This window comes from Terrabacter sp. Root85, from assembly GCF_001429185.1.
In the GTDB taxonomy this organism is placed as follows: Bacteria; Actinomycetota; Actinomycetes; order Actinomycetales; family Dermatophilaceae; genus Terrabacter.
The window spans coordinates 162,262-185,792 of record NZ_LMIW01000001.1 but is presented as its reverse complement, the minus strand read 5'-3'; the positions used below and the strand labels follow the sequence as shown (position 1 = coordinate 185,792).

35 protein-coding genes are annotated in these 23,531 nt (G+C 70.0%); 28 read left to right on the top strand and 7 right to left on the bottom strand.

Going from position 1 to position 23,531, the window contains the following annotated elements:
• Positions 1–286: 286 nt before the first annotated feature.
• The 26 genes from rpsJ (at position 287) to ASE25_RS00765 (ending at position 16,254) form a co-directional block, all read left to right on the top strand.
• The gene (gene rpsJ / locus ASE25_RS00890) at positions 287–595 is read left to right on the top strand and encodes a 30S ribosomal protein S10 (RefSeq protein WP_009775966.1); all 309 of its coding nucleotides are present in this window, start codon (positions 287–289) and stop codon (positions 593–595) included.
• A 13-nt stretch (positions 596–608) separates the two neighbouring features.
• Positions 609–1,262: a 50S ribosomal protein L3 gene (gene rplC, locus ASE25_RS00885; protein WP_056822086.1), complete on the top strand. Its 654-nt coding sequence runs from the start codon at positions 609–611 to the stop codon at positions 1,260–1,262.
• Entirely contained in the window at positions 1,259–1,894 is a 636-nt protein-coding gene (rplD, locus tag ASE25_RS00880) for a 50S ribosomal protein L4 (RefSeq protein ID WP_056752799.1), read from the top strand. Before rplC ends, rplD begins: the two co-directional genes overlap by 4 nt.
• Entirely contained in the window at positions 1,891–2,190 is a 300-nt protein-coding gene (gene rplW / locus ASE25_RS00875; RefSeq protein WP_056771080.1) for a 50S ribosomal protein L23, read from the top strand. The genes rplD and rplW overlap by 4 nt, the downstream gene beginning before the upstream one ends.
• Positions 2,191–2,218: 28 nt before the next feature.
• Complete coding sequence (gene rplB, locus ASE25_RS00870) at positions 2,219–3,055, top strand: 50S ribosomal protein L2 (RefSeq protein WP_020143241.1); 837 nt, start codon at positions 2,219–2,221, stop codon at positions 3,053–3,055.
• Positions 3,056–3,070: 15 nt separating this feature from the next.
• On the top strand, positions 3,071–3,352 hold the full coding sequence (gene rpsS, locus ASE25_RS00865; RefSeq protein ID WP_020143240.1) for a 30S ribosomal protein S19: 282 nt from the start codon (positions 3,071–3,073) through the stop codon (positions 3,350–3,352).
• A 26-nt stretch (positions 3,353–3,378) separates the two neighbouring features.
• Positions 3,379–3,747, top strand: a complete 369-nt coding sequence (gene rplV, locus ASE25_RS00860; protein WP_020143239.1) for a 50S ribosomal protein L22 — start codon at positions 3,379–3,381, stop codon at positions 3,745–3,747.
• Complete coding sequence (rpsC, locus tag ASE25_RS00855) at positions 3,747–4,571, top strand: 30S ribosomal protein S3 (RefSeq protein ID WP_020143238.1); 825 nt, start codon at positions 3,747–3,749, stop codon at positions 4,569–4,571. Before rplV ends, rpsC begins: the two co-directional genes overlap by 1 nt.
• A gap of 2 nt (positions 4,572–4,573) precedes the next feature.
• The gene (gene rplP / locus ASE25_RS00850; RefSeq protein WP_020143237.1) at positions 4,574–4,993 is read left to right on the top strand and encodes a 50S ribosomal protein L16; all 420 of its coding nucleotides are present in this window, start codon (positions 4,574–4,576) and stop codon (positions 4,991–4,993) included.
• Entirely contained in the window at positions 4,993–5,379 is a 387-nt protein-coding gene (rpmC, locus tag ASE25_RS00845) for a 50S ribosomal protein L29 (RefSeq protein WP_056822085.1), read from the top strand. The genes rplP and rpmC overlap by 1 nt, the downstream gene beginning before the upstream one ends.
• Entirely contained in the window at positions 5,376–5,666 is a 291-nt protein-coding gene (gene rpsQ / locus ASE25_RS00840; RefSeq protein ID WP_020143235.1) for a 30S ribosomal protein S17, read from the top strand. Before rpmC ends, rpsQ begins: the two co-directional genes overlap by 4 nt.
• Before the next feature lie 75 nt (positions 5,667–5,741).
• Positions 5,742–6,110, top strand: a complete 369-nt coding sequence (rplN, locus tag ASE25_RS00835) for a 50S ribosomal protein L14 (protein ID WP_020143234.1) — start codon at positions 5,742–5,744, stop codon at positions 6,108–6,110.
• A 2-nt stretch (positions 6,111–6,112) separates the two neighbouring features.
• Positions 6,113–6,493 (top strand): 50S ribosomal protein L24, encoded by a 381-nt coding sequence (gene rplX, locus ASE25_RS00830; RefSeq protein ID WP_056822083.1) that lies wholly within the window; start codon positions 6,113–6,115, stop codon positions 6,491–6,493.
• A 2-nt stretch (positions 6,494–6,495) separates the two neighbouring features.
• Complete coding sequence (gene rplE, locus ASE25_RS00825) at positions 6,496–7,056, top strand: 50S ribosomal protein L5 (RefSeq protein ID WP_056752812.1); 561 nt, start codon at positions 6,496–6,498, stop codon at positions 7,054–7,056.
• Position 7,057: 1 nt separating this feature from the next.
• Positions 7,058–7,243, top strand: coding sequence for a type Z 30S ribosomal protein S14 (locus tag ASE25_RS00820; protein WP_020143231.1), 186 nt, complete (start codon positions 7,058–7,060; stop codon positions 7,241–7,243).
• 133 nt (positions 7,244–7,376) lie between these two features.
• Positions 7,377–7,775, top strand: a complete 399-nt coding sequence (gene rpsH, locus ASE25_RS00815) for a 30S ribosomal protein S8 (RefSeq protein ID WP_020143230.1) — start codon at positions 7,377–7,379, stop codon at positions 7,773–7,775.
• A gap of 12 nt (positions 7,776–7,787) precedes the next feature.
• Positions 7,788–8,324, top strand: a complete 537-nt coding sequence (gene rplF, locus ASE25_RS00810) for a 50S ribosomal protein L6 (RefSeq protein WP_028785452.1) — start codon at positions 7,788–7,790, stop codon at positions 8,322–8,324.
• Between the two features lie 3 nt (positions 8,325–8,327).
• The gene (rplR, locus tag ASE25_RS00805; RefSeq protein ID WP_056752819.1) at positions 8,328–8,702 is read left to right on the top strand and encodes a 50S ribosomal protein L18; all 375 of its coding nucleotides are present in this window, start codon (positions 8,328–8,330) and stop codon (positions 8,700–8,702) included.
• Between the two features lie 40 nt (positions 8,703–8,742).
• Complete coding sequence (gene rpsE, locus ASE25_RS00800; RefSeq protein WP_020143227.1) at positions 8,743–9,399, top strand: 30S ribosomal protein S5; 657 nt, start codon at positions 8,743–8,745, stop codon at positions 9,397–9,399.
• On the top strand, positions 9,399–9,581 hold the full coding sequence (rpmD, locus tag ASE25_RS00795; protein WP_020143226.1) for a 50S ribosomal protein L30: 183 nt from the start codon (positions 9,399–9,401) through the stop codon (positions 9,579–9,581). The genes rpsE and rpmD overlap by 1 nt, the downstream gene beginning before the upstream one ends.
• Positions 9,582–9,583: 2 nt before the next feature.
• Positions 9,584–10,060: a 50S ribosomal protein L15 gene (rplO, locus tag ASE25_RS00790; protein ID WP_020143225.1), complete on the top strand. Its 477-nt coding sequence runs from the start codon at positions 9,584–9,586 to the stop codon at positions 10,058–10,060.
• A gap of 178 nt (positions 10,061–10,238) precedes the next feature.
• Positions 10,239–11,561, top strand: coding sequence for a preprotein translocase subunit SecY (gene secY / locus ASE25_RS00785; protein WP_056771074.1), 1,323 nt, complete (start codon positions 10,239–10,241; stop codon positions 11,559–11,561).
• Entirely contained in the window at positions 11,561–12,130 is a 570-nt protein-coding gene (locus ASE25_RS00780) for an adenylate kinase (RefSeq protein WP_056771072.1), read from the top strand. The genes secY and ASE25_RS00780 overlap by 1 nt, the downstream gene beginning before the upstream one ends.
• 61 nt (positions 12,131–12,191) lie before the next feature.
• The gene (gene map / locus ASE25_RS00775; RefSeq protein ID WP_056822081.1) at positions 12,192–13,046 is read left to right on the top strand and encodes a type I methionyl aminopeptidase; all 855 of its coding nucleotides are present in this window, start codon (positions 12,192–12,194) and stop codon (positions 13,044–13,046) included.
• A 63-nt stretch (positions 13,047–13,109) separates the two neighbouring features.
• Positions 13,110–14,543, top strand: a complete 1,434-nt coding sequence (locus ASE25_RS00770) for a serine hydrolase domain-containing protein (protein ID WP_056822079.1) — start codon at positions 13,110–13,112, stop codon at positions 14,541–14,543.
• Between the two features lie 295 nt (positions 14,544–14,838).
• Entirely contained in the window at positions 14,839–16,254 is a 1,416-nt protein-coding gene (locus ASE25_RS00765; RefSeq protein ID WP_235508557.1) for a DHA2 family efflux MFS transporter permease subunit, read from the top strand.
• A gap of 75 nt (positions 16,255–16,329) precedes the next feature.
• Here the strand turns inward: ASE25_RS00765 and ASE25_RS00760 are convergent, their stop codons facing one another.
• Together ASE25_RS00760 and ASE25_RS00755 are read right to left on the bottom strand one after the other, a co-directional pair.
• A complete protein-coding gene (locus ASE25_RS00760; protein WP_056771065.1) occupies positions 16,330–17,070 on the bottom strand; it encodes a hypothetical protein in 741 nt (246 codons plus the stop codon).
• Positions 17,071–17,106: 36 nt separating this feature from the next.
• Positions 17,107–17,328: a hypothetical protein gene (locus tag ASE25_RS00755; protein WP_056822077.1), complete on the bottom strand. Its 222-nt coding sequence runs from the start codon at positions 17,326–17,328 to the stop codon at positions 17,107–17,109.
• Positions 17,329–17,447: 119 nt separating this feature from the next.
• Here ASE25_RS00755 and ASE25_RS00750 point away from each other — a divergent pair, with 119 nt between their 5' ends.
• The gene (locus tag ASE25_RS00750; RefSeq protein WP_056822074.1) at positions 17,448–17,792 is read left to right on the top strand and encodes an iron chaperone; all 345 of its coding nucleotides are present in this window, start codon (positions 17,448–17,450) and stop codon (positions 17,790–17,792) included.
• Here ASE25_RS00750 and ASE25_RS00745 read toward each other — a convergent pair.
• The 5 genes from ASE25_RS00745 to ASE25_RS00725 form a co-directional block, all read right to left on the bottom strand.
• A complete protein-coding gene (locus ASE25_RS00745; RefSeq protein ID WP_200958935.1) occupies positions 17,761–18,558 on the bottom strand; it encodes a M15 family metallopeptidase in 798 nt (265 codons plus the stop codon). The genes ASE25_RS00750 and ASE25_RS00745 overlap by 32 nt on opposite strands.
• Positions 18,555–19,673 (bottom strand): hypothetical protein, encoded by a 1,119-nt coding sequence (locus ASE25_RS00740; RefSeq protein WP_056822072.1) that lies wholly within the window; start codon positions 19,671–19,673, stop codon positions 18,555–18,557. The genes ASE25_RS00745 and ASE25_RS00740 overlap by 4 nt, the downstream gene beginning before the upstream one ends.
• Positions 19,670–20,854, bottom strand: a complete 1,185-nt coding sequence (gene alr, locus ASE25_RS00735; protein ID WP_082622623.1) for an alanine racemase — start codon at positions 20,852–20,854, stop codon at positions 19,670–19,672. Before alr ends, ASE25_RS00740 begins: the two co-directional genes overlap by 4 nt.
• Positions 20,855–20,981: 127 nt before the next feature.
• A complete protein-coding gene (locus ASE25_RS00730; RefSeq protein WP_369793445.1) occupies positions 20,982–21,635 on the bottom strand; it encodes a response regulator in 654 nt (217 codons plus the stop codon).
• Complete coding sequence (locus ASE25_RS00725; RefSeq protein WP_056822070.1) at positions 21,632–22,954, bottom strand: sensor histidine kinase; 1,323 nt, start codon at positions 22,952–22,954, stop codon at positions 21,632–21,634. The genes ASE25_RS00730 and ASE25_RS00725 overlap by 4 nt, the downstream gene beginning before the upstream one ends.
• 258 nt (positions 22,955–23,212) lie before the next feature.
• Here ASE25_RS00725 and infA point away from each other — a divergent pair, with 258 nt between their 5' ends.
• Positions 23,213–23,434 (top strand): translation initiation factor IF-1, encoded by a 222-nt coding sequence (infA, locus tag ASE25_RS00720; RefSeq protein ID WP_013493543.1) that lies wholly within the window; start codon positions 23,213–23,215, stop codon positions 23,432–23,434.
• Positions 23,435–23,531: the final 97 nt, after the last annotated feature.

The following is a 23,531-nucleotide window of genomic DNA, read 5'->3' as shown; positions in this document are numbered from 1 at the left end:
TTTGATAGTGCGGTGCGCGCTCTGGCACACTGTTCAGGTTGCTTGACGCGCGTCGCTGACCCATGTCGGTGCCGCCGCCCCTTGAGAGCCTCCTGACGGGGACTCGCCCGGACTCCTCTCGGAGGCCCGAGGGAAGCGCAAGTTACCCGGTTCGGCCGGGCAATCCACACGAAAGTGGCACTCAGGTGCGCACCTTTCACCGCGAAGCGGGCGCGACACGCCCGACCTCGGGGGTCGGATGGCCAAGGGAACCGGTAGTCAGAAGCGAGAGAGAGACGTTCATCAGATGGCGGGACAGAAGATCCGCATCCGGCTGAAGTCGTACGACCACGAGGTCATCGACAACTCGGCGCGGAAGATCGTTGACACAGTGACGCGCGCCGGCGCGACCGTGGTGGGACCCGTCCCGCTGCCGACGGAGAAGAACGTCTTCGTCGTCATCCGGTCGCCGCACAAGTACAAGGACAGCCGCGAGCACTTCGAGATGCGCACGCACAAGCGCCTCATCGACATCATCGACCCGACGCCCAAGGCCGTCGACTCGCTGATGCGTCTCGACCTGCCGGCGGACGTCAACATCGAGATCAAGCTCTGAGGCGGTTGTAGAGATGACTGTTGCTCAGAAGAACGTCAAGGGCGTGCTCGGCGAGAAGCTCGGCATGACCCAGGTGTGGGACGCAGACAACAAGCTCGTCCCCGTGACCGTGGTCAAGGCCGGCCCCTGCGTCGTGACGCAGGTGCGTGCCGACGAGACCGACGGCTACTCCGCGGTCCAGATCGCCTTCGGTGCGATCGACCCGCGCAAGGTGAACAAGCCCATGAGCGGCCACTTCGAGAAGGCCGGCGTCACGCCGCGCCGTCACCTCGTCGAGCTCCGCACGGCCGACGCCGCCGCCTACGAGCTCGGCCAGGAGATCACGGCCGAGTCCTTCGAGGCCGGCCAGCGCGTCGACGCGACGGGCACGACCAAGGGCAAGGGCTTCGCCGGTGTCATGAAGCGTCACGGCTTCCACGGCGTCAGCTCCTCCCACGGTTCGCACCGCAACCACCGCAAGCCGGGCTCCATCGGCGGCTGCTCGACCCCGGGCCGTGTCTTCAAGGGCATGCGCATGGCTGGTCGCATGGGTGGCGTTCGCCAGACGACCCAGAACCTCCAGATCCACGCCGTTGACGCCGAGAAGGGCCTCCTGCTCATCAAGGGTGCCGTTCCCGGCCCCCGCGGTGGCATCGTCCTGATCCGCACGGCTGCGAAGGGTGCATGATCCACATGGCCACGAAGACCCCCACGCTTCCCGCTGACATCTTCGACGTCCAGACCAACGTCCCGCTGATCCACCAGGTCGTGGTGGCGCAGCTCGCGGCCGCTCGTCAGGGCACGCACTCGACGAAGACCCGCGGCGAGGTCCGCGGCGGTGGGCGCAAGCCCTACCGCCAGAAGGGCACCGGTCGCGCCCGTCAGGGCTCGACCCGCGCCCCGCAGTTCGCCGGCGGTGGCGTCGTCCACGGCCCGCAGCCGCGTGACTACTCGCAGCGCACCCCCAAGAAGATGAAGGCCGCCGCCCTGCGCGGTGCCCTCTCCGACCGGGCCCGCTTCGACCGCATCCACGTCGTCGACTCCATCGTCTCGGGCGACCTGCCCTCGGCGAAGGACGCCGCCGCGCTGCTCGCCGGTCTGACCGAGCGCCCCAACCTGCTCGTCGTGCTCGAGCGCGGTGACGAGGTGGCGTTCAAGTCGGTCCGCAACCTGCAGAACGTCCACGTCCTGGTCGCCGACCAGCTCAACACGTACGACGTCCTGTGCGCCGACGACATCGTCTTCACCCAGGCCGCCCTCGACGCGTTCGTCGCCGGTCCCGTGAAGGCTGACAAGGCCGACAAGGAGGCCACCAAGTGAGCATCCACACCAAGGACCCCCGCGACATCCTGATCGCGCCGGTCGTCTCCGAGAAGTCGTACGGTCTGCTCGACGAGGGCAAGTACACCTTCATCGTCGACCCCCGTGCGAACAAGACGGAGATCAAGATCGCCATCGAGCAGATCTTCAACGTCAAGGTCGACAAGGTCCACACCCTGAACCGTCAGGGCAAGACCCGTCGCACCCGTTTCGGCCTCGGCAAGCGCAAGGACACCAAGCGTGCGATCGTCTCCCTCCGCGAGGGAACGATCGACATCTTCGGTGCGGGCGCCTGAGATCGACGAAGAATAAGGACACACGAACATGGGTATCCGTAAGTACAAGCCGACCACGCCGGGCCGTCGTGGCTCGTCGGTCGCCGACTTCGTCGAGATCACGCGTTCCACCCCGGAGAAGTCGCTCGTCCGCCCCCTGTCGAAGACGGGTGGCCGCAACAACGCTGGCCGCATCACCACGCGTCACATCGGTGGTGGCCACAAGCGTGCCTACCGCGTCATCGACTTCCGTCGCCATGACAAGGACGGCGTGCCGGCCAAGGTCGCTCACATCGAGTACGACCCCAACCGCACGGCGCGCATCGCGCTCGTCCAGTACTCCGACGGCGAGAAGCGCTACATCCTGGCTCCGAACAAGCTGAAGCAGGGCGACCCGATCGAGAACGGCCCCGCGGCCGACATCAAGCCGGGCAACTCGCTTCCGCTGCGCAACATCCCGGTGGGTACGGTCGTCCACGCGATCGAGCTCAAGCCCGGTGGTGGCGCGAAGATCGCCCGCTCCGCGGGTGCTCGCGTGCAGCTCGTCGCCAAGGACGGCCCCTACGCCCAGCTGCGTATGCCGTCCGGTGAGATCCGCAACGTCGACGCGCGCTGCCGCGCGACCGTCGGCGAGGTGGGCAACGCCGAGCAGAGCAACATCAACTGGGGCAAGGCCGGCCGCATGCGCTGGAAGGGCAAGCGCCCGACCGTCCGTGGTGTCGCCATGAACCCGGTCGACCACCCGCACGGTGGTGGTGAGGGCAAGACGTCCGGTGGACGTCACCCCGTCAGCCCGTGGGGTCAGGCCGAGGGCCGGACCCGCAAGGGACACAAGGAAAGCGACAAGCTCATCGTTCGTCGCCGCCGTACTGGCAAGAAGCGCTGATAAGGAGCCTTTGGAATGCCTCGTAGCCTGAAGAAGGGCCCCTTCATCGACGACCACCTTCAGAAGAAGGTGGACGCCCAGAACGAAGCGGGCACCAAGAACGTCATCAAGACCTGGTCGCGTCGTTCGGTCATCAGCCCGGACATGCTGAGCCACACTTTCGCCGTCCACGACGGCCGCAAGCACGTCCCGGTGTTCGTCACCGAGTCGATGGTCGGCCACAAGCTCGGCGAGTTCGCACCGACCCGCACGTTCAAGGGTCACGTGAAGGACGACAAGAAGGGTCGTCGTCGCTGATGGCCACCGAATCCAAGGAAGAAGTCATGGAAGCCAAGGCTTCGGCGCGGCACGTCCGTGTCAGCCCGCAGAAGGCTCGCCGTGTCGTGGACCTGATCCGCGGCAAGGCCGCCACCGACGCCGTCACGGTGCTCACCTTCGCCCCGCAGTCGGCCTCCGAGCCGGTCAAGAAGGTGCTCGAGAGCGCCATCGCCAACGCGCGGGTCAAGGCTGACCGCGAGTCGGTCGCCTTCGACGAGCGCAACCTCGTCATCACGGCCGCGTTCGTGGACGAGGGCCCGACGATGAAGCGATTCCGGCCGCGCGCCCAGGGCCGCGCCGGTCGCATCAACAAGCGCACGAGCCACATCACCGTGGTCGTCACGCAGCCGGAGAACACGAAGGGAGCCCGCTGATGGGTCAGAAGGTCAACCCGCACGGCTTCCGTCTGGGCATCACCACCGACCACAAGAGCCGCTGGTTCGCAGACTCGACGAAGTCGGGTCAGCGCTACCGCGACTACGTCAAGGAAGATGTCTCGATCCGTCGCCTGATGGAGAAGGGCATGGAGCGCGCCGGCATCGCATCGGTCGAGATCGAGCGCACCCGTGACCGCGTCCGCGTGGACATCCACACCGCCCGCCCCGGCATCGTCATCGGTCGCCGCGGCGCCGAGGCCGACCGCATCCGCGGTGAGCTCGAGAAGCTCACGGGCAAGCAGGTCCAGCTCAACATCCTCGAGGTCAAGAACCCCGAGATCGTGTCGCAGCTGGTCGCCCAGGGCATCGCCGAGCAGCTCTCGGCCCGTGTCGCGTTCCGTCGCGCCATGCGCAAGGGCATGCAGTCCGCCCAGCGCGCCGGCGCCAAGGGCATCCGCGTGCAGGTCTCCGGCCGTCTCAACGGCGCCGAGATGAGCCGCACCGAGTTCTACCGCGAGGGCCGCGTCCCGCTGCACACCCTGCGTGCGCAGATCGACTACGGCTTCTACGAGGCCCGCACCACGTTCGGCCGCATCGGCGTCAAGGTGTGGATCTACAAGGGCGACATGACGGCCAAGGAGCTCGCTGCCCAGCAGGCCGCCGCTCCGCGCCCGTCGCGTGGTCCGCGTCGTGACGGCGGTGACCGTCCGAACCGCGCCCGTCGTGGTGACCGCAACGAGACCGCCGCTGCTCCGGCAGTGAACGAGACCGCTGCTGCCGAGGCCCCCGCCGCGGCCAGCACCGAGAATGAGCAGGCCTGACCATGTTGATTCCCCGTCGAGTCAAGCACCGCAAGCAGCACCACCCGAACCGCCACGGTGCGGCCAAGGGTGGCACGACGATCGCCTTCGGTGACTACGGCATCCAGGCTCTCGAGCCGGCCTACGTGACCAACCGTCAGATCGAGTCCGCTCGTATCGCGATGACCCGCTACATGAAGCGTGGCGGCAAGGTGTGGATCAACATCTACCCCGACCGTCCGCTCACCAAGAAGCCCGCCGAGACCCGCATGGGTTCCGGTAAGGGTTCGCCGGAGTGGTGGATCGCCAACGTCAAGCCGGGCCGCGTCATGTTCGAGATCTCGGGCGTGGCGGAGCCGGTGGCGCGTGAGGCCATGCGCCTCGCGATGCACAAGCTCCCCATGAAGTGCCGCTTCGTTCAGCGTGAGGGTGGTGACATCTGATGGCAGTCGGAACCAAGGACCTGGCTCCCGAGCAGCTGCGTGGTCTGGACGACACGAAGCTGGCGGACGAGCTGAAGAAGGCCAAGGAAGAACTGTTCAACCTGCGTTTCCAGTCGGCCACCGGCCAGCTGGACAACCACGGCCGTCTGCGCGCCGTCAAGAAGGACATCGCGCGCATCTACACCGAGATGCGTGAGCGCGAGCTCGGCATCGGCTCGGCCCCCGCCGCCCCCAAGGCGCCGGAGAAGGCCGAGAAGGCCGAGAAGGTCGAGAAGAAGGCTGCCAAGGCCGACAAGAAGGCCGAGAAGGCTGACAAGCCCGAGAAGGCTGACAAGGCCGAGAAGAAGGCCAAGAAGGCTGACAAGGCGCAGGAGGCTGACGCATGAGCGAGCAGGAGAAGGTCGTGAGCGACCAGGCGAGTGAGCGCAACTACCGCAAGACCCGTCAGGGCTACGTGGTGAGCGACAAGATGGACAAGACCGTCGTCGTCGAGGTCGAGGACCGCGTCAAGCACGCGCTCTACAGCAAGGTCATCCGCCGCACCAGCAAGGTCAAGGCGCACGACGAGCAGAACGAGGCCGGCGTGGGCGACCGCGTGCTCATCATGGAGACGCGTCCGCTCTCCGCGACGAAGCACTGGCGCATTGTCGAGATCCTCGAGAAGGCCAAGTAAGCCACCCCCCATTTCCGTTCGGCAAGGCTCATCCGGGCAACCGGTGAGAACCAGCACGACGACAGGAGTTAGACAGTGATTCAGCAGGAGTCGCGGCTGCGCGTCGCCGACAACACCGGTGCCAAGGAAATCCTTTGCATCCGTGTTCTCGGCGGCTCGGGCCGTCGCTACGCCGGCATCGGCGACACCATCGTCGCCACCGTCAAGGACGCGATCCCTGGCGGCAACGTGAAGAAGGGTGACGTCGTCAAGGCCGTCATCGTCCGCACCGTCAAGGAGCGTCGCCGCGCCGACGGTTCCTACATCAAGTTCGACGAGAACGCTGCGGTGATCCTCAAGGCCGACGGTGACCCTCGTGGTACCCGCATCTTCGGCCCGGTGGGCCGTGAGCTGCGCGAGAAGAAGTTCATGAAGATCATCTCGCTCGCGCCGGAGGTGCTGTGAACATGGCGAAGACCACCATCAGCAAGATGAAGATCAAGAAGGGTGACCTCGTCCAGGTCATCTCCGGCCGCAGCCAGAGGAACGGCGGCGACCGGGGCAAGCAGGGCAAGGTCATCGCGGTCTACCCCGAGACCCAGCGTGTGCTGGTCGAGGGCATCAACCGCGTCACCAAGCACGTCAAGGCCGGCGCGACCGCCCGTGGCACCCGCACCGGTGGCCTGACGCACACCGAGGCCGCGATCCACGTGAGCAACGTGGCGATCGTCGACCCCGAGTCGAAGAAGCCGACCCGCGTCAAGACGCGTGTCGAGACCGTCGAGCGCAATGGCCGTCAGAAGGCGTCCCGCGTCCGTGTCGCGGTCAAGTCGGACAAGGACCTCTGAGAATGACTGACACCAGCACCAAGCCGCGCCTTCAGCAGCGCTACCAGGACGAGATCAAGAGCTCGATGCTCGAGCAGTTCGGCTACGCCAACGTCATGCAGGTTCCCGGCGTCGTCAAGGTCGTCGTCAACATGGGTGTCGGCGACGCGGCCAAGGACAGCAAGCTCATCGAGGGTGCCGTCCGTGACCTCACCGCCATCACCGGTCAGAAGCCGGTCGTGACGAAGGCTCGCAAGTCGATCGCCCAGTTCAAGCTGCGTGAGGGCATGCCCATCGGCGCCCACACGACGCTTCGCGGTGACCGCATGTGGGAGTTCCTCGACCGTCTCGTGACGATCGCCCTCCCGCGCATCCGTGACTTCCGTGGCCTCTCGCCGAAGCAGTTCGACGGCAACGGCAACTACACGTTCGGCCTGACCGAGCAGTCGATGTTCCACGAGATCGACCAGGACCGGATCGACCGCGTGCGAGGCATGGACATCACCGTGGTCACCACGGCGACCAACGATGACGAGGGTCGCGCGCTGCTCAAGCAGCTCGGCTTCCCCTTCAAGGAGAACTGACATGGCCAAGACCGCGCTCGTTAACAAGGCGAACCGGAAGCCGAAGTTCAAGGTCCGCGCGTACACCCGTTGCCAGAAGTGCGGTCGCCCGCACTCGGTGTACCGCAAGTTCGGCCTCTGCCGCATCTGCCTTCGCGAGATGGCTCACGCGGGCGAGCTGCCGGGCGTGACCAAGAGCTCCTGGTAATCGGCTCCCCGAGCCCAGAGCAACCCCAAGACCAACACACCTCTGACACCGTAGGTCGGCCACACGACGGCCCAGCCGTCGCCGGGCAGATAGCCCCGGTCGAAACCCCGGTGAGGAAGGGCGGAGAGCCCACATGACCATGACTGACCCGATTGCGGACATGCTGACCCGCGTCCGGAACGCCAACTCGGCGCACCACGACGTCGTCTCCATGCCGTACTCGAAGCTGAAGAAGAACATCGCCGAGATCCTCCAGAGCGAGGGCTACATCGCCTCGTGGAAGATCGAGGAGGCCGAGGTCGGCCAGACCCTGACCATCGACCTCAAGTACGGCCCGAACCGCGAGCGCTCCATCGCCGGCGTGCGTCGCGTGAGCAAGCCCGGTCTGCGCGTCTACGCCAAGTCGACGAACCTGCCCAAGGTTCTCGGTGGCCTCGGCGTCGCGATCCTGTCGACGTCGAACGGTCTGCTGACCGACCGCCAGGCACACGAGAAGGGCGTGGGTGGGGAAGTCCTCGCCTACGTCTGGTAAGGAGACACTGACATGTCGCGAATCGGACGACTTCCGGTCTCCATCCCCTCGGGTGTGGACGTCAAGGTCGAGGGCCAGGACGTCATCGTCAAGGGCCCCAAGGGTGAGCTCTCCCTGACCGTCGTGCAGCCGATCACGGTCGAGCTGGGCGAGGGCAACCTCGAGGTCAAGCGCCCCAACGACGAGCGCGACTCGCGCTCGCGCCACGGCCTGACCCGGTCGCTCATCAACAACATGGTCCTCGGTGTCACCGAGGGCTACGAGAAGAAGATGGAGATCCACGGCACGGGTTACCGTGTCGCCGCGAAGGGCTCGGACCTCGAGTTCTCGCTCGGATACTCGCACCCGATCCTCATCCAGGCTCCCGCCGGCATCAGCTTCGCCGTCGAGAACCCGACTCGCTTCTCGGTGCAGGGCATCGACAAGCAGCTCGTCGGTGAGGTCGCGGCGAACATCCGCAAGCTGCGCAAGCCCGACCCGTACAAGGGCAAGGGCGTTCGCTACGCGGGCGAGCAGATCCGTCGCAAGGTCGGAAAGGCCGGTAAGTAAGCCATGGCAATGATCATCAAGCGCGGTAAGTCCAAGGCTGCCGCCCGCATCCGTCGCCAGGTTCGCGGTCGCAAGAAGATCGCCGGCACCGCGGCGCGTCCCCGCCTCGTCGTGTCGCGCTCGAGCCGTCACCTCTTCGTCCAGGTCGTCGACGACACCGTCGGCAAGACCGTGGCCTCGGCCTCGACGATGGAGGCCGACCTGCGCTCCTTCGACGGTGACAAGACGGCCAAGGCCAAGAAGGTCGGCGAGCTCGTGGCCGCCCGTGCCAAGGACGCCGGTATCGAGGCCGTCGTGTTCGACCGTGGTGGCAACAAGTACCACGGCCGTGTCGCGGCGATCGCCGAGGGCGCCCGCGAAGGCGGTCTGTCCCTGTGAGCAACTTCGTGAACGCAATTGTTGAGATGAGGAACATCTGATGCCCGGACAGCAGCGTCGAGGCACCGGCCCCGCCGGTGGCGGCGAGCGCACCGAGCGCGGAGACCGCCGTGACAACCGCGGCGGCCGCGACAACCGCGACAGCCGTGACGACAAGAACCAGTACGTCGAGCGCGTCGTGACCATCAACCGTGTCGCCAAGGTCGTCAAGGGTGGTCGTCGCTTCAGCTTCACCGCCCTCGTCGTCGTCGGTGACGGTGACGGCACGGTGGGCGTCGGCTACGGCAAGGCCAAGGAAGTTCCCGCGGCCATCGCCAAGGGTGTCGAGGAGGCCAAGAAGAACTTCTTCAAGGTCCCCCGCATCCAGGGCACCATCCCGCACCCCGTCCAGGGTGAGGCCGCCGCTGGTGTCGTCATGCTCCGCCCCGCCGCCCCCGGTACCGGTGTCATCGCCGGTGGCCCGGTGCGTGCGGTGCTCGAGTGCGCCGGCGTCCACGACGTCCTCAGCAAGTCGCTGGGCTCCGACAACGCCATCAACATCGTGCACGCCACGGCCCAGGCCCTGCGCGAGCTCGAGCGCCCCGAGTCGGTCGCTGCCCGTCGTGGCAAGACCCTCGAGGAGGTCGCTCCGGCGGCCATGCTCAAGGCCCGTGCCGCCGGTATGGCTGAGGCCCAGGCTGCGAAGGCTGGTGCGTGATGGCTCGTCTCAAGGTGACCCAGACCCGTTCCGAGATCGGTGGCAAGCAGAACCAGCGTGACACGCTGCGCAGCCTCGGTCTGAAGCGCATTGGCGACGTCGTCGTCAAGGAGGACCGTCCCGAGATCCGCGGGATGGTCAAGACGGTCACGCACCTCGTGTCCGTCGAGGAGGTTGACTGACCATGGCCGACAACGCCAAGAAGTCGGGCGAGTCCGCCCTCAAGGTCCACCACCTGCGTCCGGCCCCCGGAGCCAAGACCGCCAAGACCCGCGTCGGTCGTGGTGAGGGCTCCAAGGGCAAGACCGCTGGTCGTGGTACCAAGGGCACGAAGGCCCGTTACCAGGTCCCGGAGCGTTTCGAGGGCGGCTCGATGCCGATGCACATGCGCCTCCCGAAGCTCCGCGGATTCAAGAACCCGTTCCGCACGGAGTACCAGGTCGTGAACCTGGACCGCCTGCAGCTGCTCTTCCCGGAGGGTGGTCAGGTGTCCGTCGCCGACCTCGTCGCCAAGGGTGCCGTCCGTGACGGCTTCCCGGTGAAGGTCCTCGGCACGGGCGAGATCTCCGTCAAGGTCGAGGTCGAGGCACACAAGTTCTCGGCCTCCGCCAAGGAGAAGATCGAGGCCGCCGGCGGCACGGTCACGGCCCTCGCCGGCTGAGACCAGGCTTCAGTGAACACCACACATCTCGTGTGAGCAGCGCCCCGGGCGCCCGACCCGCGAGCCGACGTGACGTCGGCCACCGCGGTGGGAGCCCGGGGCGTTGCGCCTTTGCGTTAACCTTCCACGGATTGCATGACTTACGCCGCGCCACCGCGCGGCCCCCCAGGAGGACCCAGTGCTCGCCGCCTTCGCACGCGCGTTCCGTACCCCGGACCTGCGCAAGAAGCTGCTCTTCACGCTCGGCATCATCGTGCTGTTCCGGCTCGGATCACACGTGCCGACGCCGGGCATCAGCTACGGCCTCGTGCAGGACTGCCTGCAGGCCACCAAGGGTCAGAGCGGCGACCAGAGCGGCTTCCTGAACCTGGCCAACCTCTTCAGCGGCGGTGCGCTGCTGCAGCTGTCGGTGTTCGCGCTCGGGATCATGCCGTACATCACGGCCAGCATCATCATCCAGCTGCTCACGGTCGTCATCCCGCGCTTCGAGGCGCTCAAGGAGGAGGGCCAGTCGGGGCAGAGCAAGCTGACGCAGTACACCCGCTACCTGACGATCGGTCTCGCGATCCTCCAGTCGGCGACCCTCGTCACCTTCGCGCGCAACCCGTCCAGCCTCTTCGGCGGCTCCTGCGACTCGATCATGACCGACCAGTCGATGGTCACGATCCTCATCATGGTCCTGACGATGACGGCCGGCACCGGCCTCATCATGTGGTTCGGCGAGCTCATCACCGACAAGGGCGTCGGCAACGGCATGTCCCTCATGATCTTCACCTCGATCGCCGCCGGCTTCCCCGCCTCGCTCTGGGCCATCAAGGAGAACAAGGGCTGGGGCACCTTCCTCGGCATCCTCATCCTCGGTGTCTTCGTCATCGCCGCGGTCGTCTTCGTCGAGCAGTCCCAGCGCCGCATCCCGGTGCAGTACGCCAAGCGGATGGTCGGACGCCGGATGTACGGCGGCACGTCCACGTACATCCCGCTCAAGGTCAACATGGCCGGCGTCATCCCGGTCATCTTCGCCAGCTCCCTGCTCGCCCTGCCGGGTCTCGTCGCGCAGTTCAACACCCGCGCCGACGGCAACAACCCGGGCTGGGTCTCGTGGGTGCAGGAGAACCTCGTCAAGGGTGACCACCCCTTCTACATGGCGACCTATGTCGCGCTCATCCTCTTCTTCACGTTCTTCTACGTGTCCATCACGTTCAACCCGACCGAGGTCGCGGACAACATGAAGAAGTACGGCGGCTTCATCCCGGGTATCCGGGCCGGGCGACCCACGGCCGAGTACCTCAACTACGTCCTGACCCGAATCACCGTGCCGGGTGCCATCTACCTCGCGATCGTCTCGCTCATCCCGCTCGTGGCCCTCGTCCTCGTCGGCGCCAACCAGAACTTCCCGTTCGGTGGCACCTCGATCCTCATCGTCGTCGGTGTGGGCCTGGAGACGGTGAAGCAGATCGAGGCGCAGCTGCAGCAGCGTCACTACGAAGGGTTCCTCCGTTAATGCGACTGATCATCCTCGGCCCGCCCGGCGCCGGTAAGGGCACGCAGGCCGCCCGGATCGCCGAGCGCCTCGGCATCCCGGCCATCTCGACCGGCGACATCTTCCGCGCCAACATCAAGGACCAGACCCCGCTCGGCGTCAAGGTCCACGAGATCATCACGTCCGGCGGCTACGTCTCCGACGACATCACCAACGAGATCGTCGAGGACCGGCTCACCTGGGACGACGCCGCCCACGGCTTCCTCCTCGACGGCTACCCGCGCACCGCGGGCCAGGTCGACGCGCTCGACGAGATGCTGTCGCGGCACGGGCACGCGCTCGACGCGGTCCTCGAGCTCGAGGTCGACGAGGACGCCATCGTCGAGCGACTGCTCAAGCGCGCCGAGACCGAGGGTCGCGCCGACGACACCGAGGACGTCATCCGCGAGCGCCAGGCGATCTACCGCAAGGAGACTGCGCCCCTCGCGGAGCACTACGAGGTCGCCGGCCTCCTCGTCAAGGTCGACGGCATGGGTGCCGTCGACGACGTCACCGACCGTGTCATCGCGGCCCTGCCGCAGCACGCCTGAGCACACCGCAGCGACGCCGCCGTCAGGCGTCGTCGGGTGTCGTCACCGACAAGGACCACCGATGTTCGGACGCCGGAACCGGCTCCAGGGCCGCACCGACGAGCAGCTCGGCCTCATGCGTGAGGCCGGCCTGCTCGTCGGGCGCACGCTCGAGCTGCTCGCGAGCGAGCTGCGTCCGGGCCTGACGACGCTCGAGCTGGACCGCCTCGCGGAGGACTTCATCCGCAGCAACGGCGGCATCCCCAACTTCCAGCTCGTCCCCGGCTACAGCCACACGCTGTGCACGAGCGTCAACGACGAGGTCGTCCACGGCATCCCGGGTCCGCGCGTCCTCGAGGCCGGCGACATCGTCTCGGTCGACTGCGGCGCCGAGGTCAAGGGCTGGAACGGCGACGCGGCCTTCACCGCCGTCGTCGGCGGGCGCGAGGCGGGTCGTCCCGAGGACCTCGCCCTCATCGACGCCACCGAGGCCAGCCTCTACGCCGGGATCGCCGCGATGCAGGTCGGCGGTCGTCTCTACGCCGTCGGTGACGCCGTCGAGGCGAGCATCGAGGCTGCCGCCGAGCGCGACGGTCGCACCTACGGCGTCATCGACGAGTACGTCGGCCACGGCATCGGCATCCAGATGCACATGGATCCCCAGATCCCGAACTACGCGGTGCGCGAGACGGGCCCCAAGCTCGTCGACGGCTTCACCGGTGCCATCGAGCCGATGGTCACCCTCGGCGGCATCGACACCAAGGTGCTCGCCGACGACTGGACCGTGGTGACGCTCGACGGCACGCGGGCCGCGCACTGGGAGCACTCGGTCGCCGTCCGCGAGGACGGCCTGTGGATCCTCACGGCCGTCGACGGTGGCCAGGCTGCCCTCGCGGCCGCCGGGGCGGCATACGCCCCCCTCGACGTCACCGCCTGACCGCGCGCGACTCGGGGCCGTCACCGACCCACCTACGGGCTCCGGACGCGTAGCCTCACGCTCGTGAGCCTTCCCCGCAGCACCCCGTCGGCGCAGGGCGTCGACGCCGCCGGCATCCACGCGTTCGTCGACGCCGCCGAGCGTGACCACCTCGGGCTGCACAGCCTCATGGTCGTGCGTCACGGACACGTCGTCGCGGAGGGCTGGTGGAGGCCGTATGCCGCCGGCCGCGTCCACCTCGCGTACTCCCTCTCGAAGACGGTGACGGCCACGGCCGTCGGCTTCCTCGTGCAGGAGGGGCGCCTGTCGCTCGACGACCGGGTCCTCGACCACTTCCCCGAGCTCGACCGCGCCCTGGTGGCCGACGGCTGGGAGGACGTGCGGATCACGCACTGCCTCTCGATGACCGTCGGGCACGAGGAGGATGCGTGGGCACACGTCTTCGACCGGCTGAGCGGCAGCGAGGGCGGCGACGGCGACGACTGGGTCCCGCGCGTCTTCGCGACCCGGCCGACCCGGCAGCCGGGGACGGTCTTCGCCTACAACCAGGTGGCGACCTACCTGCTCGCCGTCATCGTGCGGCGTGTCGTCGGGGTCAGCCTGGCCGAGATGCTGCGACCGCGGCTGCTCGCGCCCCTCGGGCTGCCCGACATCCCCTGGCACCGCGACCCGCTCGGGCGCGAGCTCGGGTTCACCGGGTCGCACCTGACCACCGAGGCCATCGCCTCCATCGCCCAGCTCTACCTCGACCGCGGCCGGTGGGAGGGGCGCCAGCTGCTGGCCGCGGCGTGGGTCGCCGAGGCCACCCGGGGGTTCGGACCGGTCAGCGAGGACCCCGACGCGGACGACGACTGGCGCCGCGGCTACGGCTACTCGTTCTGGATGCAGCGCCACGGCTACCGCGGCGACGGTGCCTACGGCCAGTTCCTCGTCGTGCTGCCCGAGCACGACACGGTCGTGGCGATCACCGCCGAGCAGTCGCGCATGCAGTCCACCCTCGACGGGCTGTGGGCCCACGTCGTGCCGGCCATCGGCGGGAGCGGTTCCGCCGACTCCGACCGTGCCCTCACCGAGCGCCTCGCCGGTCTCGAGATCCCCGCGATGTCCGGGGACGCGCTCGGTCCGGAGTACGCCGAGTTCACCCGCTCGGAGGGCTCCGACCTGTCGGCCGACTACACCGCCGTCTCCGTGACCCGCGACGGCCCCGACGTCGTGCTCGGGCTCAGCCGGCGCGGTGAGTGGCTGCGCGTCCCTGTGGGGCGAGGGCTGTGGCGTGAGGGGGAGCTCGTGGCCGCGGGCGCGACCCTGCCCGTCGTCTCGAGCGGCGGCTGGGTCGACGAGGACACCTTCCGCGCGGAGGTCATCGCCGTCGAGACGCCCCACCGCTTCCGCATCGAGGCGCGGCTGCGCGGCGCCGACGCCGATCTGACCTGGCGGATGGTGCCGCTCACCGGCAACGACCCGCTGTGGCTGGCGACGCGCTGGTCGTACGCCTGAGGCGGGCCCGCGCCGTCATGGGCCGGTCGGGCGCCCGTCCCGGGCCGCTCGAAGGACCCACGGACGGACCCACGGACGGACCCTCGACGGGAGCCTGACGGCTGTCGGTGCCCGGGTGGACAATCAGAGGTGCTGCGTCAGGCAGCGGAAGGGGGCCATCGTGGCCGGTGAGGACAGCACCACCGACGTGACCGGACGCGACGCGACGGGAGAGGTCGTGGCGCCCAGGGCCGCCCCCGTGGCGCCGCTGGGCGGGGTGCCCGACGGGCACAACCCGTGGCCGGCCCTCTGGGCGATGGTCATCGGCTTCTTCATGATCCTCGTCGACTCCACCATCGTGTCGGTGGCGACACCCGCGATCCTCAGGGGACTCGACACCGACGTCAACAGCGTCATCTGGGTCACGAGCGCCTACCTGCTCGCCTACGCCACGCCGCTGCTCATCACCGGCCGGCTGGGCGACCGCTACGGACCGAAGAACCTCTACCTCGTCGGGCTGACGGTCTTCACGCTCGCTTCCCTGTGGTGCGGGCTCACCGGCACGATCACCGGGCTCATCCTCGCCCGCGTCGTGCAGGGACTCGGCGCCTCGATGCTGACGCCGCAGACGATGGCCGTCATCACCCGCACGTTCCCCGCGGCCTCCCGCGGTCAGGCCATGGCGCTGTGGGGTGCCACGGCCGGCGTGGCGATCCTCGTGGGTCCCGTCGTCGGCGGCCTGCTCGTCGACGGTCCGGGGTGGGAGTGGATCTTCTTCATCAACGTGCCCGTCGGTGTCGTCGCCTTCGCGCTCGCCGCCCGGCTCGTGCCGCGGCTCGAGACGCACAGCCACAGCTTCGACTGGATCGGCGTCGCGCTCTCGGCGGTCGGGATGTTCCTCGTCGTGTTCGGCGTCCAGGAGGGCGAGACCTACGACTGGGGGACCATCTCCGGGTTCGTCTCCGTGCCGCTCCTCATCGGCGTCGGCCTGCTCGTGCTCGGCGTCTTCATCTGGTGGCAGGCGCACAACACCCGCGAGCCGCTGTTGCCGCTGCGCCTCTTCGACGACCGCAACTTCTCGCTCGCCAACGTCGCGATCACGACCATCGGCTTCTCCATCACGGCGATGGCCTTCCCCCTCATGCTCTACGCCCAGGCGGTGCGCGGGATGTCGCCGACCGCCTCGGCGCTCCTGCTCGCGCCGATGGCCGTCATCTCGGGTGGCTTGGCCCCCGTGTCCGGCCGGCTCGCCGACCGGGTCCACCCGCGCGGCATCACCGCGGCCGGGATCGGCCTCACGGCACTGTCGCTGCTCTGGCTCGCCCTCGTCATGCACCCCGAGACCGAGACGTGGGTGCTGCTCCTGCCCATGGCCCTCATGGGAGTCGGCAACGCCTTCATGTGGGGCCCGCTCGGCGCGACCGCCACCCGCAACCTGCCGCTGTCGTCGGCCGGTGCCGGGTCGGGCGTCTACAACACGACCCGCCAGGTCGGTGCGGTCCTCGGCAGCGCAGCCATCGCGGCCCTCATCGAGGCCCGGCTCGCCGCCGACCTGCCGGGCATCTCCGGCCAGCTCGGCGGACTGCAGGGGTCCGGGGCGACGATGCCGGCGCAGGTCGCGAGCGGCTTCGCCGATGCGATGGCCGAGTCGATGATGCTGCCCGCTGCGGTCCTGCTCATCGGCGTCGTCGCCGTCCTCTTCTTCGAGCGACCCGCGATCAACCGGGCCTGAGGAAGGCACGAGGCGCCGTCGACCCGGGCCGGCACGGCGCGGCGGTCGCCGGCGTACCGCCCAGCGGCGAGCGCTCTAGCGGCCGAGGCCCCCGGGCGTGCCGCCGACGTGGACGACCATCCGCTCGGCGACGACGCGCGCGTTCGCCCGGAGCACGTCGAGGGGGACCCGGGGGAGGTTCTCCTCCCAGTCGATGAGGGGTGACCCGCGGAACTGGAGCATGCGCGCGGGACGGCCGAGGAAGAACAGGTGCAGGTGCGCGCCGCCGTCGCCGTACTTCGCCAGCTGGACCCGGCCGACGCTCGGCACGTGCTCGACGGCGTCGGAGACCGCCACGACGAGCTGGCCCATCTCGGCGGCGAGGTCGCCCGGCAGGGAGGGCAGGTCGTGGTGCGCGAGCGGCATGAGCATGAGCATCACCGGCAGGCCGGTGTCGACGGAGAGGGTGAGGCGCCAGCGGGCGTTCGACCAGACGAGCCGGTCGTCGGCGTCCCCGAAGCCGTCGGCGCACCAGCAGTCGCGGGCCTGCTCGCCCCGCCGGGCCGGCTCCTCGTCGGCCGGAGGCTGCACCGGCTTGAGGCGCAGGCCCTCGATCTCGTAGGGGTAGATGTCCCAGCCGGGCATCTCCTCGACGGCGACGGGAAGACGACCGTCCGCGCCGGCCGCGGCCGCGATGCGTGCGTAGTAGTCCTCCACGCTCTCCGCGGCCGACGGGGGCGCCGTGACCGCGTCCGTGCGGTCAGGCGGCGTCTCCTGAGCCGGTGACGGCGTGGAGGTGGCGGGTGGGACGGTGGCGTCAGCGCCGGGCTCGGTCACCCGGCCAGTATGCCGCTCCCACCCGCCGGCTCCCGGCTACTTCGAGGGCTGAGGCGTCGAGCAGCCGATGCGCGGGTCGAGCCCGACGTAGTTGAGCGGTCCGGCGACGATCGTCACGGCCGTCGTGGCCAGCCGGCTGCAGCTGGGGTCGGACGAGCCGAAGTAGCCGCGCTGGAAGGCGGCGAAGACGCCGATGAGGAGCCAGAGCAGCACGACGACGGTGGAGGTCTGCGTGCGCGTGCGGGTGCGAGCGCTCATGGTGGCCTTTCGTGGAGGGTCGTCACGACGACGACCGTGGAGGGGTCGCCCACCCATACCCGGGCGACCGGGGGTGGCGAACCCGCCCGTGGCGGCGACGGTGGTGCGACCATGGCCGGGTGGGAACGATCGGCGACTACCTCGGCGGACTCGAGCCGGCCCAGCGCGCAGCCCTCCAGCACGTCGTCGACGTCGCGCGTCGCGTGGCACCCGAGGCGGACGAGGGCACGAGCTACGGGATGCCGGCGCTGCGCCTCGCCGGCCGCCCGCTCCTCGGGATCACGGCGGCGGCCAAGCACCTGTCGGTCTTCCCGTTCAGCCCCGCTGTCGTCGAGGCCGTCGCGCCCGACCTGACGGGGCACTCCCTGAGCAAGGGCACGATCCGTTTCAGCGTCGAGCAGCCGATCCCCGACGAGGTCATCGAGCGCATCGTCACCCTGCGCCGGGCCGAGCTCGAGGGCTGAGCGTCGCGGCAGCGTCCGAGGCGTGGTCGGGGGCAGCCACCGGTCCGTGGACCGCGAACGGACTGCCCGTGACGTGGGCCCAGTAGCGGTCCCCGAACGACCAGTGCCACCACTCGGTCGGGTAGTTGACGAGGCCCGCCGGGCCCAGGGCGCAGGCGAGCACGCGCCGCAGGTGGCGTGCCTCGTCGTCGAGACCCGGGGCGTCGAAGTAGCACGCCCCGCCGCTCTCCTCGGGGGTCGCGTCGACGGGGCAACCGAGGTCGAGCCGGCGCCCGTCGTCGTCGCAGAGCGTCAGGTCGACGGCGGCCCCGCTGACGTGCGGGGCCGTGGCCGGTGGGGCCACGAACCGGCTCGCCAGCCGGTCGAGGGCGTGAGCGTCGAGCCCGGGCTGCTCGGTCGCGAGGCGCGCCCGGTACGCGGCGTGGATCATCCGCTGGGTGTCCAGCGGACGAAGTCCCTCGACGACGAGCAGGTGCAGGTCGTCGGGGAGCAGGGCCCCGGCCTCGCCGAGACGGTCGGCGAGCGTGCGTCGGACCAGCCGGTGCGGTCCGGGCGGGGGCGCGGTCGCCCGGTCCGGTGCAGAGCCCGGCAGACCGAGACCTGGTGGTGGTGGCGGGGGCTGGTGCTCGACCCGCACCCCGACGCTCGCGAGGTCGACCAGCGGGGATCCGTCCTCGACGACGGGGATGGAGCTGACCCGTGGGTCGGCGAGCAGCAGCGGGCTCGTGGAGCTGCCCATCGACGTCCGGCTCGGCGACGCGCTCATCCGACGACCACACCACGGGGCGCGTCGACCGGCCGGCCGGCGGCGGTGCGCACGAGGACGTCGACGAGCGCCGGGTAGGTCAGACCGGCGGCGGCCCACATCCGCGGGAACTGCGACGCCGGGGTGAAACCGGGGAAGGTGTTGACCTCGTTGAGCACCGGCCCGTCCGGTCCCACGAGGAAGTCGACACGGGCGAGACCGCGACACCCGAGCGCCCGGTACGCCGTCGTCGCCAACTCACCGAGGCGCGCCGTCTGCTCCGGGGGGAGCGGAGCGGGCACGGTGAACCTCGTCCCGGCCCCGGCGTACTTGGCGGCCTCGGTGAAGAACGGCTCGGCGGGGTCGCTCTCGACGAGCAGGGCGGGCCCGCACCGCACCTGCCCGTCGGGCAGCTCGAGCAACGGCACGTCGACCTCGAGGCCGGCCACCTCTGCCTCGACGAGGACTCCGTCCGTCCCGTGCTCGAGAGCGGTCGAGAGCGCCCGCGACAGGGCGTCCGACAGACCGCCGCCCGGCAGGGCGCCCGACAGAGCGCCCGGCAGAGCACCCGACGGGGCCCCGGGCGTCCGGCGGCGACCGCCGTCGGCGCTCGCGTCGACCCTGGTGACCCCCACGCTCGACCCCCCGTGCACCGGCTTGACGAACAGCGGGCCGCGCAGCCCGGCCCCGAGCACGTCGTCGACGAGGCGCTGGAGCTCGGCGGCCGAGCGCGTTGCGGCGACCGCCCGCTCCGAGGGGACGAACAGTCCCGGCGCGACCGCCACCCCGGCGGCGGCCACGACGAGCTTCGTCAGCTGCTTGTCCAGGCACACGGCGCTCGCCGCGACGGGCGAGCCGACGTAGGGCACCCCGAGGATCTCGAGGAACCCCTGCACCGTTCCGTCCTCGCCGAGCACCCCGTGCAGCGCGGGCACCACCACGTCGCAGCCTCGCAGCGTCTCGGCGGCGTGCAGCACGCCCGAGCCCGCGCCGGTCCGCCACTCGCCCGACCGCTCGAGGAGGACGGGAACGACGTCGTGGCCGGCGCTGCGCAGGCCGGCGATGATCCCTTGACCGCTCGCGACGGACACGTCGTGCTCGGTGCTCGTGCCTCCGTGGATGACCGCGACCCTCATCGTTCCTCCGTTCCGACGCCGGGCACCGCGATGCCGTGGGCGCCCCCGACGTGTCGGCGCGCGACGCGTGCGCCGATGCCCGTGTAGATCTCGTGCTCGTTGGTGCCGGCCCAGCGCGCCCAGTCGCGGGCGGTCGGCTCGCCGCACTCGCCCGCTCCGAGGACGAGCACCTCGGCGCCGACCGGGACCGGCTCCGGGCCCACGTCGACGACGACCTGGTCCATGCAGACCCGGCCGATGAGCGGGGCCCGTCGCCCGCCGACCCACACGCTCGCCCGGCCCGTCGCGGCGCGTGGCAGCCCGTCGGCGTAGCCGAGCGGGACGAGCGCCAGATGGGTGTCGCGCGTCGTGCGGCCGACGTGGTCGTAGCCGACCCCGCGACCCGTCGCGACACGACGCACCTGCACGACCCGGGTGCGCAGGGTCAGCGCTGGGCTCAGTCCGTCGCCGATCCCGTAGATCCCGGCTCCGACCCGGACGAGGTCGTATGCCGTGTGGCGTGAGTTTGCCTGCACTGCAGCGGTGTTCGCGAGGTGGACGACCTCGGGGCGCAGTCCGGCGACACGGGCGAGGTCGACGCCGACGCGGAACATGAGCAGCTGGCGGTGGGTCGCCACCGCGTCCGGCTCGCCGCCGTGCGACAGGTGGGACCACAGGCCGACCACCCGGACCCGACCGGCCGACTCCAGTGCCGCGGCGGCCGACACGAGCCCGGACCAGTCCTCGCCGGGGCAGCCGCTGCGGTGCAGGCCGGTGTCGAGCTTGAGGTGGAGGCGGGGGCGTCCCGTCCCGCGGGCGACCGCTGCGAGGTCACCGGGGCTGCTCACCGAGAGGTCCACGTCTGCGGCGACCGCCTCCTCGGCGCGGGACGGCTCGAAGAGCCACGCGAGGACCGGAGCCGTGATGCCGACCCGACGCAGCTCGAGCGCCTCGCCGACGCGGGTCACCCCGAGCCAGGACGCGCCGGCGGCGAGGCAGGTGCGGGCGACCGGCACGGCACCGTGCCCGAACGCGTCGGCCTTGACGACGGCCATGAGCCGGGTGCCGGCGGTCGCGCGGAGGGCGCGGACGTTCGCCGCGATCGCCCCGTGGTCGACGACGGCCTCGGCGAGCTCGCCGGCCAGCGAGGTGGGCCCCGGGGGTGCGAGCGCGGCGGTGGCCGACGGGTCTGTCTCGATCATGACTCGACGCTAGGAGCGCGAGCCCGAGGCCCGCATCGGGCCGTGGACCGAGCTCGGCATCCTCCTCAGGGAGGAGCGCGGCGCAGCCCGGGTGGAGAACGCGGCTGTGGACGCGCCCTCGCCCGGCTCAGGACAGCGCCACGGCGCCCGTCTGGTAGGCCAGCACGACGAGCGCGACGCGGTCGCGGACACCGGTCTTGGCCAGGATGTGGCCGACGTGCGTCTTGACCGTCGTCTCGGACACGAAGAGCGCCTCGGCGATCTCGGAGTTCGTCAGGCCGTTGGCGATGGCCACCCAGACCTCGCGCTCCCGGTCGGTCAGGGCCGTCGTGCGGTCGATGAGGGCCGGCGCCACGGGAGCGCTCCGGACATACGTCTCGACGAGCCGGCGCGTCGTCGACGGCGCGATGACGGCGTCGCCGGCGTGCACCGTCCGGATCGCGGCGAGGAGGTCCTCGGGTGGCGCGTCCTTGAGGAGGAAGCCGGAGGCGCCGGCACGCAGGGCCGTGAAGGCATACTCGTCGAGGTCGAAGGTGGTCAGCACGAGAACTCTTGTGGCGCAGTCGCGTTCGACGATCAGGCGGGTGGCCTCGATGCCGTCCATCCGTGGCATCCGGACGTCCATGAGGACGACGTCCACCGGCACCGTCGAGAGGGTGTCGAGGCACTGTTGCCCGTCGGCGCACTCGGCGACCACGACGAGGTCGGGCTGCGAGCGCACGAGCATGGCGAAGCCCGCCCGCACCAGCGCCTGGTCGTCGACGATCATGACGCGGATCACGGCGCGACCTCGATGGGTCGGGTCGCCCCGGCCGCGAGACGGGGCAGTGTCGCCACGACGCGGTAGCCCCCGCGAGGATCAGGTCCGGTGACGAGCGAGCCGCCGAGCACCTCGACCCGCTCGGCCATGCCACGCAGGCCGTGGCCCACACCGCCGTCGACGTGGCTCCCGCCGTCGCCGTCGTCGACGACCTCGACGACGACGCGGCTCGGTCCGACCGTCACGCTGACCCAGGCCGTCGCGTCCTCGCCGGCGTGCTTCATGACGTTCGTCAGGGCCTCCTGGACGATCCGGTAGGCCGTCAGCCCGGTCGCGGCGTCACCCTCGGTCGCGTCGTGGGGCAGCAGCTCGCCCTCCTGGCGCAGGTGCACGACCCTCCCGCCCGCGGTGAGGCCCGCCACGAGCGTCTCGATGTCGGCCAGTCCCGGCTGCGGCGCCTCCGGGACGCCGGTCGTGTCGTCGCGGAGCACGCCCAGCAGCCGCCGCATCTCGGCCAGCGAGGCCCGCCCGGTCGCGGCGATCGTCGCGAGCGCGGTCGTCGCGGCGTCCGGGTCGGAGGCGGCCGCGAAACGCGCACCGTCGGCCTGCACGATCATGACCGAGAGTCCGTGCGCCACGACGTCGTGCATCTCGCGGGCGATCCGCTGCCGGTCGGCCAGGCCGTCAGCGCGGCTCACGGCAGCGCGCTCGGCCTGTTCGTGGGCGGCCGCGTCGGCCGCGTGCGACGCGGACTCGTCCTGGAGCGCGGCCCGCTCCCGGGCGGCGCGCAACTGGTCGGCCACGGCCCAGGTGAGCACGACGACGGCGGCACTGTTGAAGAGGAAGACGGCGACCCGGTCGGACAGGAAGGTCTCGAGCGGCGGGAGGAGGTAGCCGAAGCGGAGGAGGAGCAGCACGGTGGCGAGGCCGATCGAGCCGAGCGCCGCCGCGAGGGCCCACAGCCCGCCGCGCCGGTCGGTCCAGAGGGTGACGCCGAAGAGCGCGACCAGGGCCATGAGCACCGTCGGCAGCCCGAGCATGGCCCCGACGGCGTACAGCAGGTAGGCGAGCACCCCGCACGCCGCGAACGTCGCGCGCGGGAAGCGGGGGAGCAGGAGCAGGGCGAGGGCGCCGAGCCCGATGCCGACGTAGCCGAGGACCGCAGGCTGGTCCCGCACGTTGACCCACCAGGCGCTGCGGCCCAGCCCGGCGGCGACCGTGATCGACGTGACGAAGTAGAGCAAGGCGATGATCGCCCCGACGCGGTCGACGAGCGGCCGGGCCGCCCCGCCGGGTGCGGCCGGCGCAGCGGGAGCCTGGGGTGCGGGCCGGACGGTCACGCGAGCACGCTACCCAAGGCGACGGCATACGGGATCCTCCCGTGGGAGGACCTTCCGCGGGGCCCCCACGGGGGATGGTTCGGGCGGGGTCGTCGCTCCGGCCACGATTTCGGGGAACGGGCCCCCGTGGCGTAGTCTTGTGCGTTGGGTGTCGTGTGCCTCGGCGCCTGAGTTCTCGCTGTGCGACGAGCACGGCACCCAGGCACGTCCCAAAGGCCGGTTCAGTCCGGGTCGGCCACCAACAGATAGACGGAGGATATGGCCAAGAAGGACGGTGTCATCGAGATCGAGGGCACGATCGTCGAGGCTCTCCCGAACGCGATGTTCCGGGTGGAGCTCTCCAACGGTCACAAGGTGCTCGCACACATCTCGGGCAAGATGCGACAGCACTACATCAGGATCCTCCCGGAGGACCGTGTGGTGGTCGAGCTCTCGCCCTATGACCTGACCCGCGGTCGGATCGTCTTCCGCTACCGCTGAGCACCAGGGTCGGCCGCGACCGGTCCGCGAGAGCGGGCATGTCAGGCCGGGACGAGTGCGAGGCACCAACTCCCGATTACACAACCAAGCACCTGAT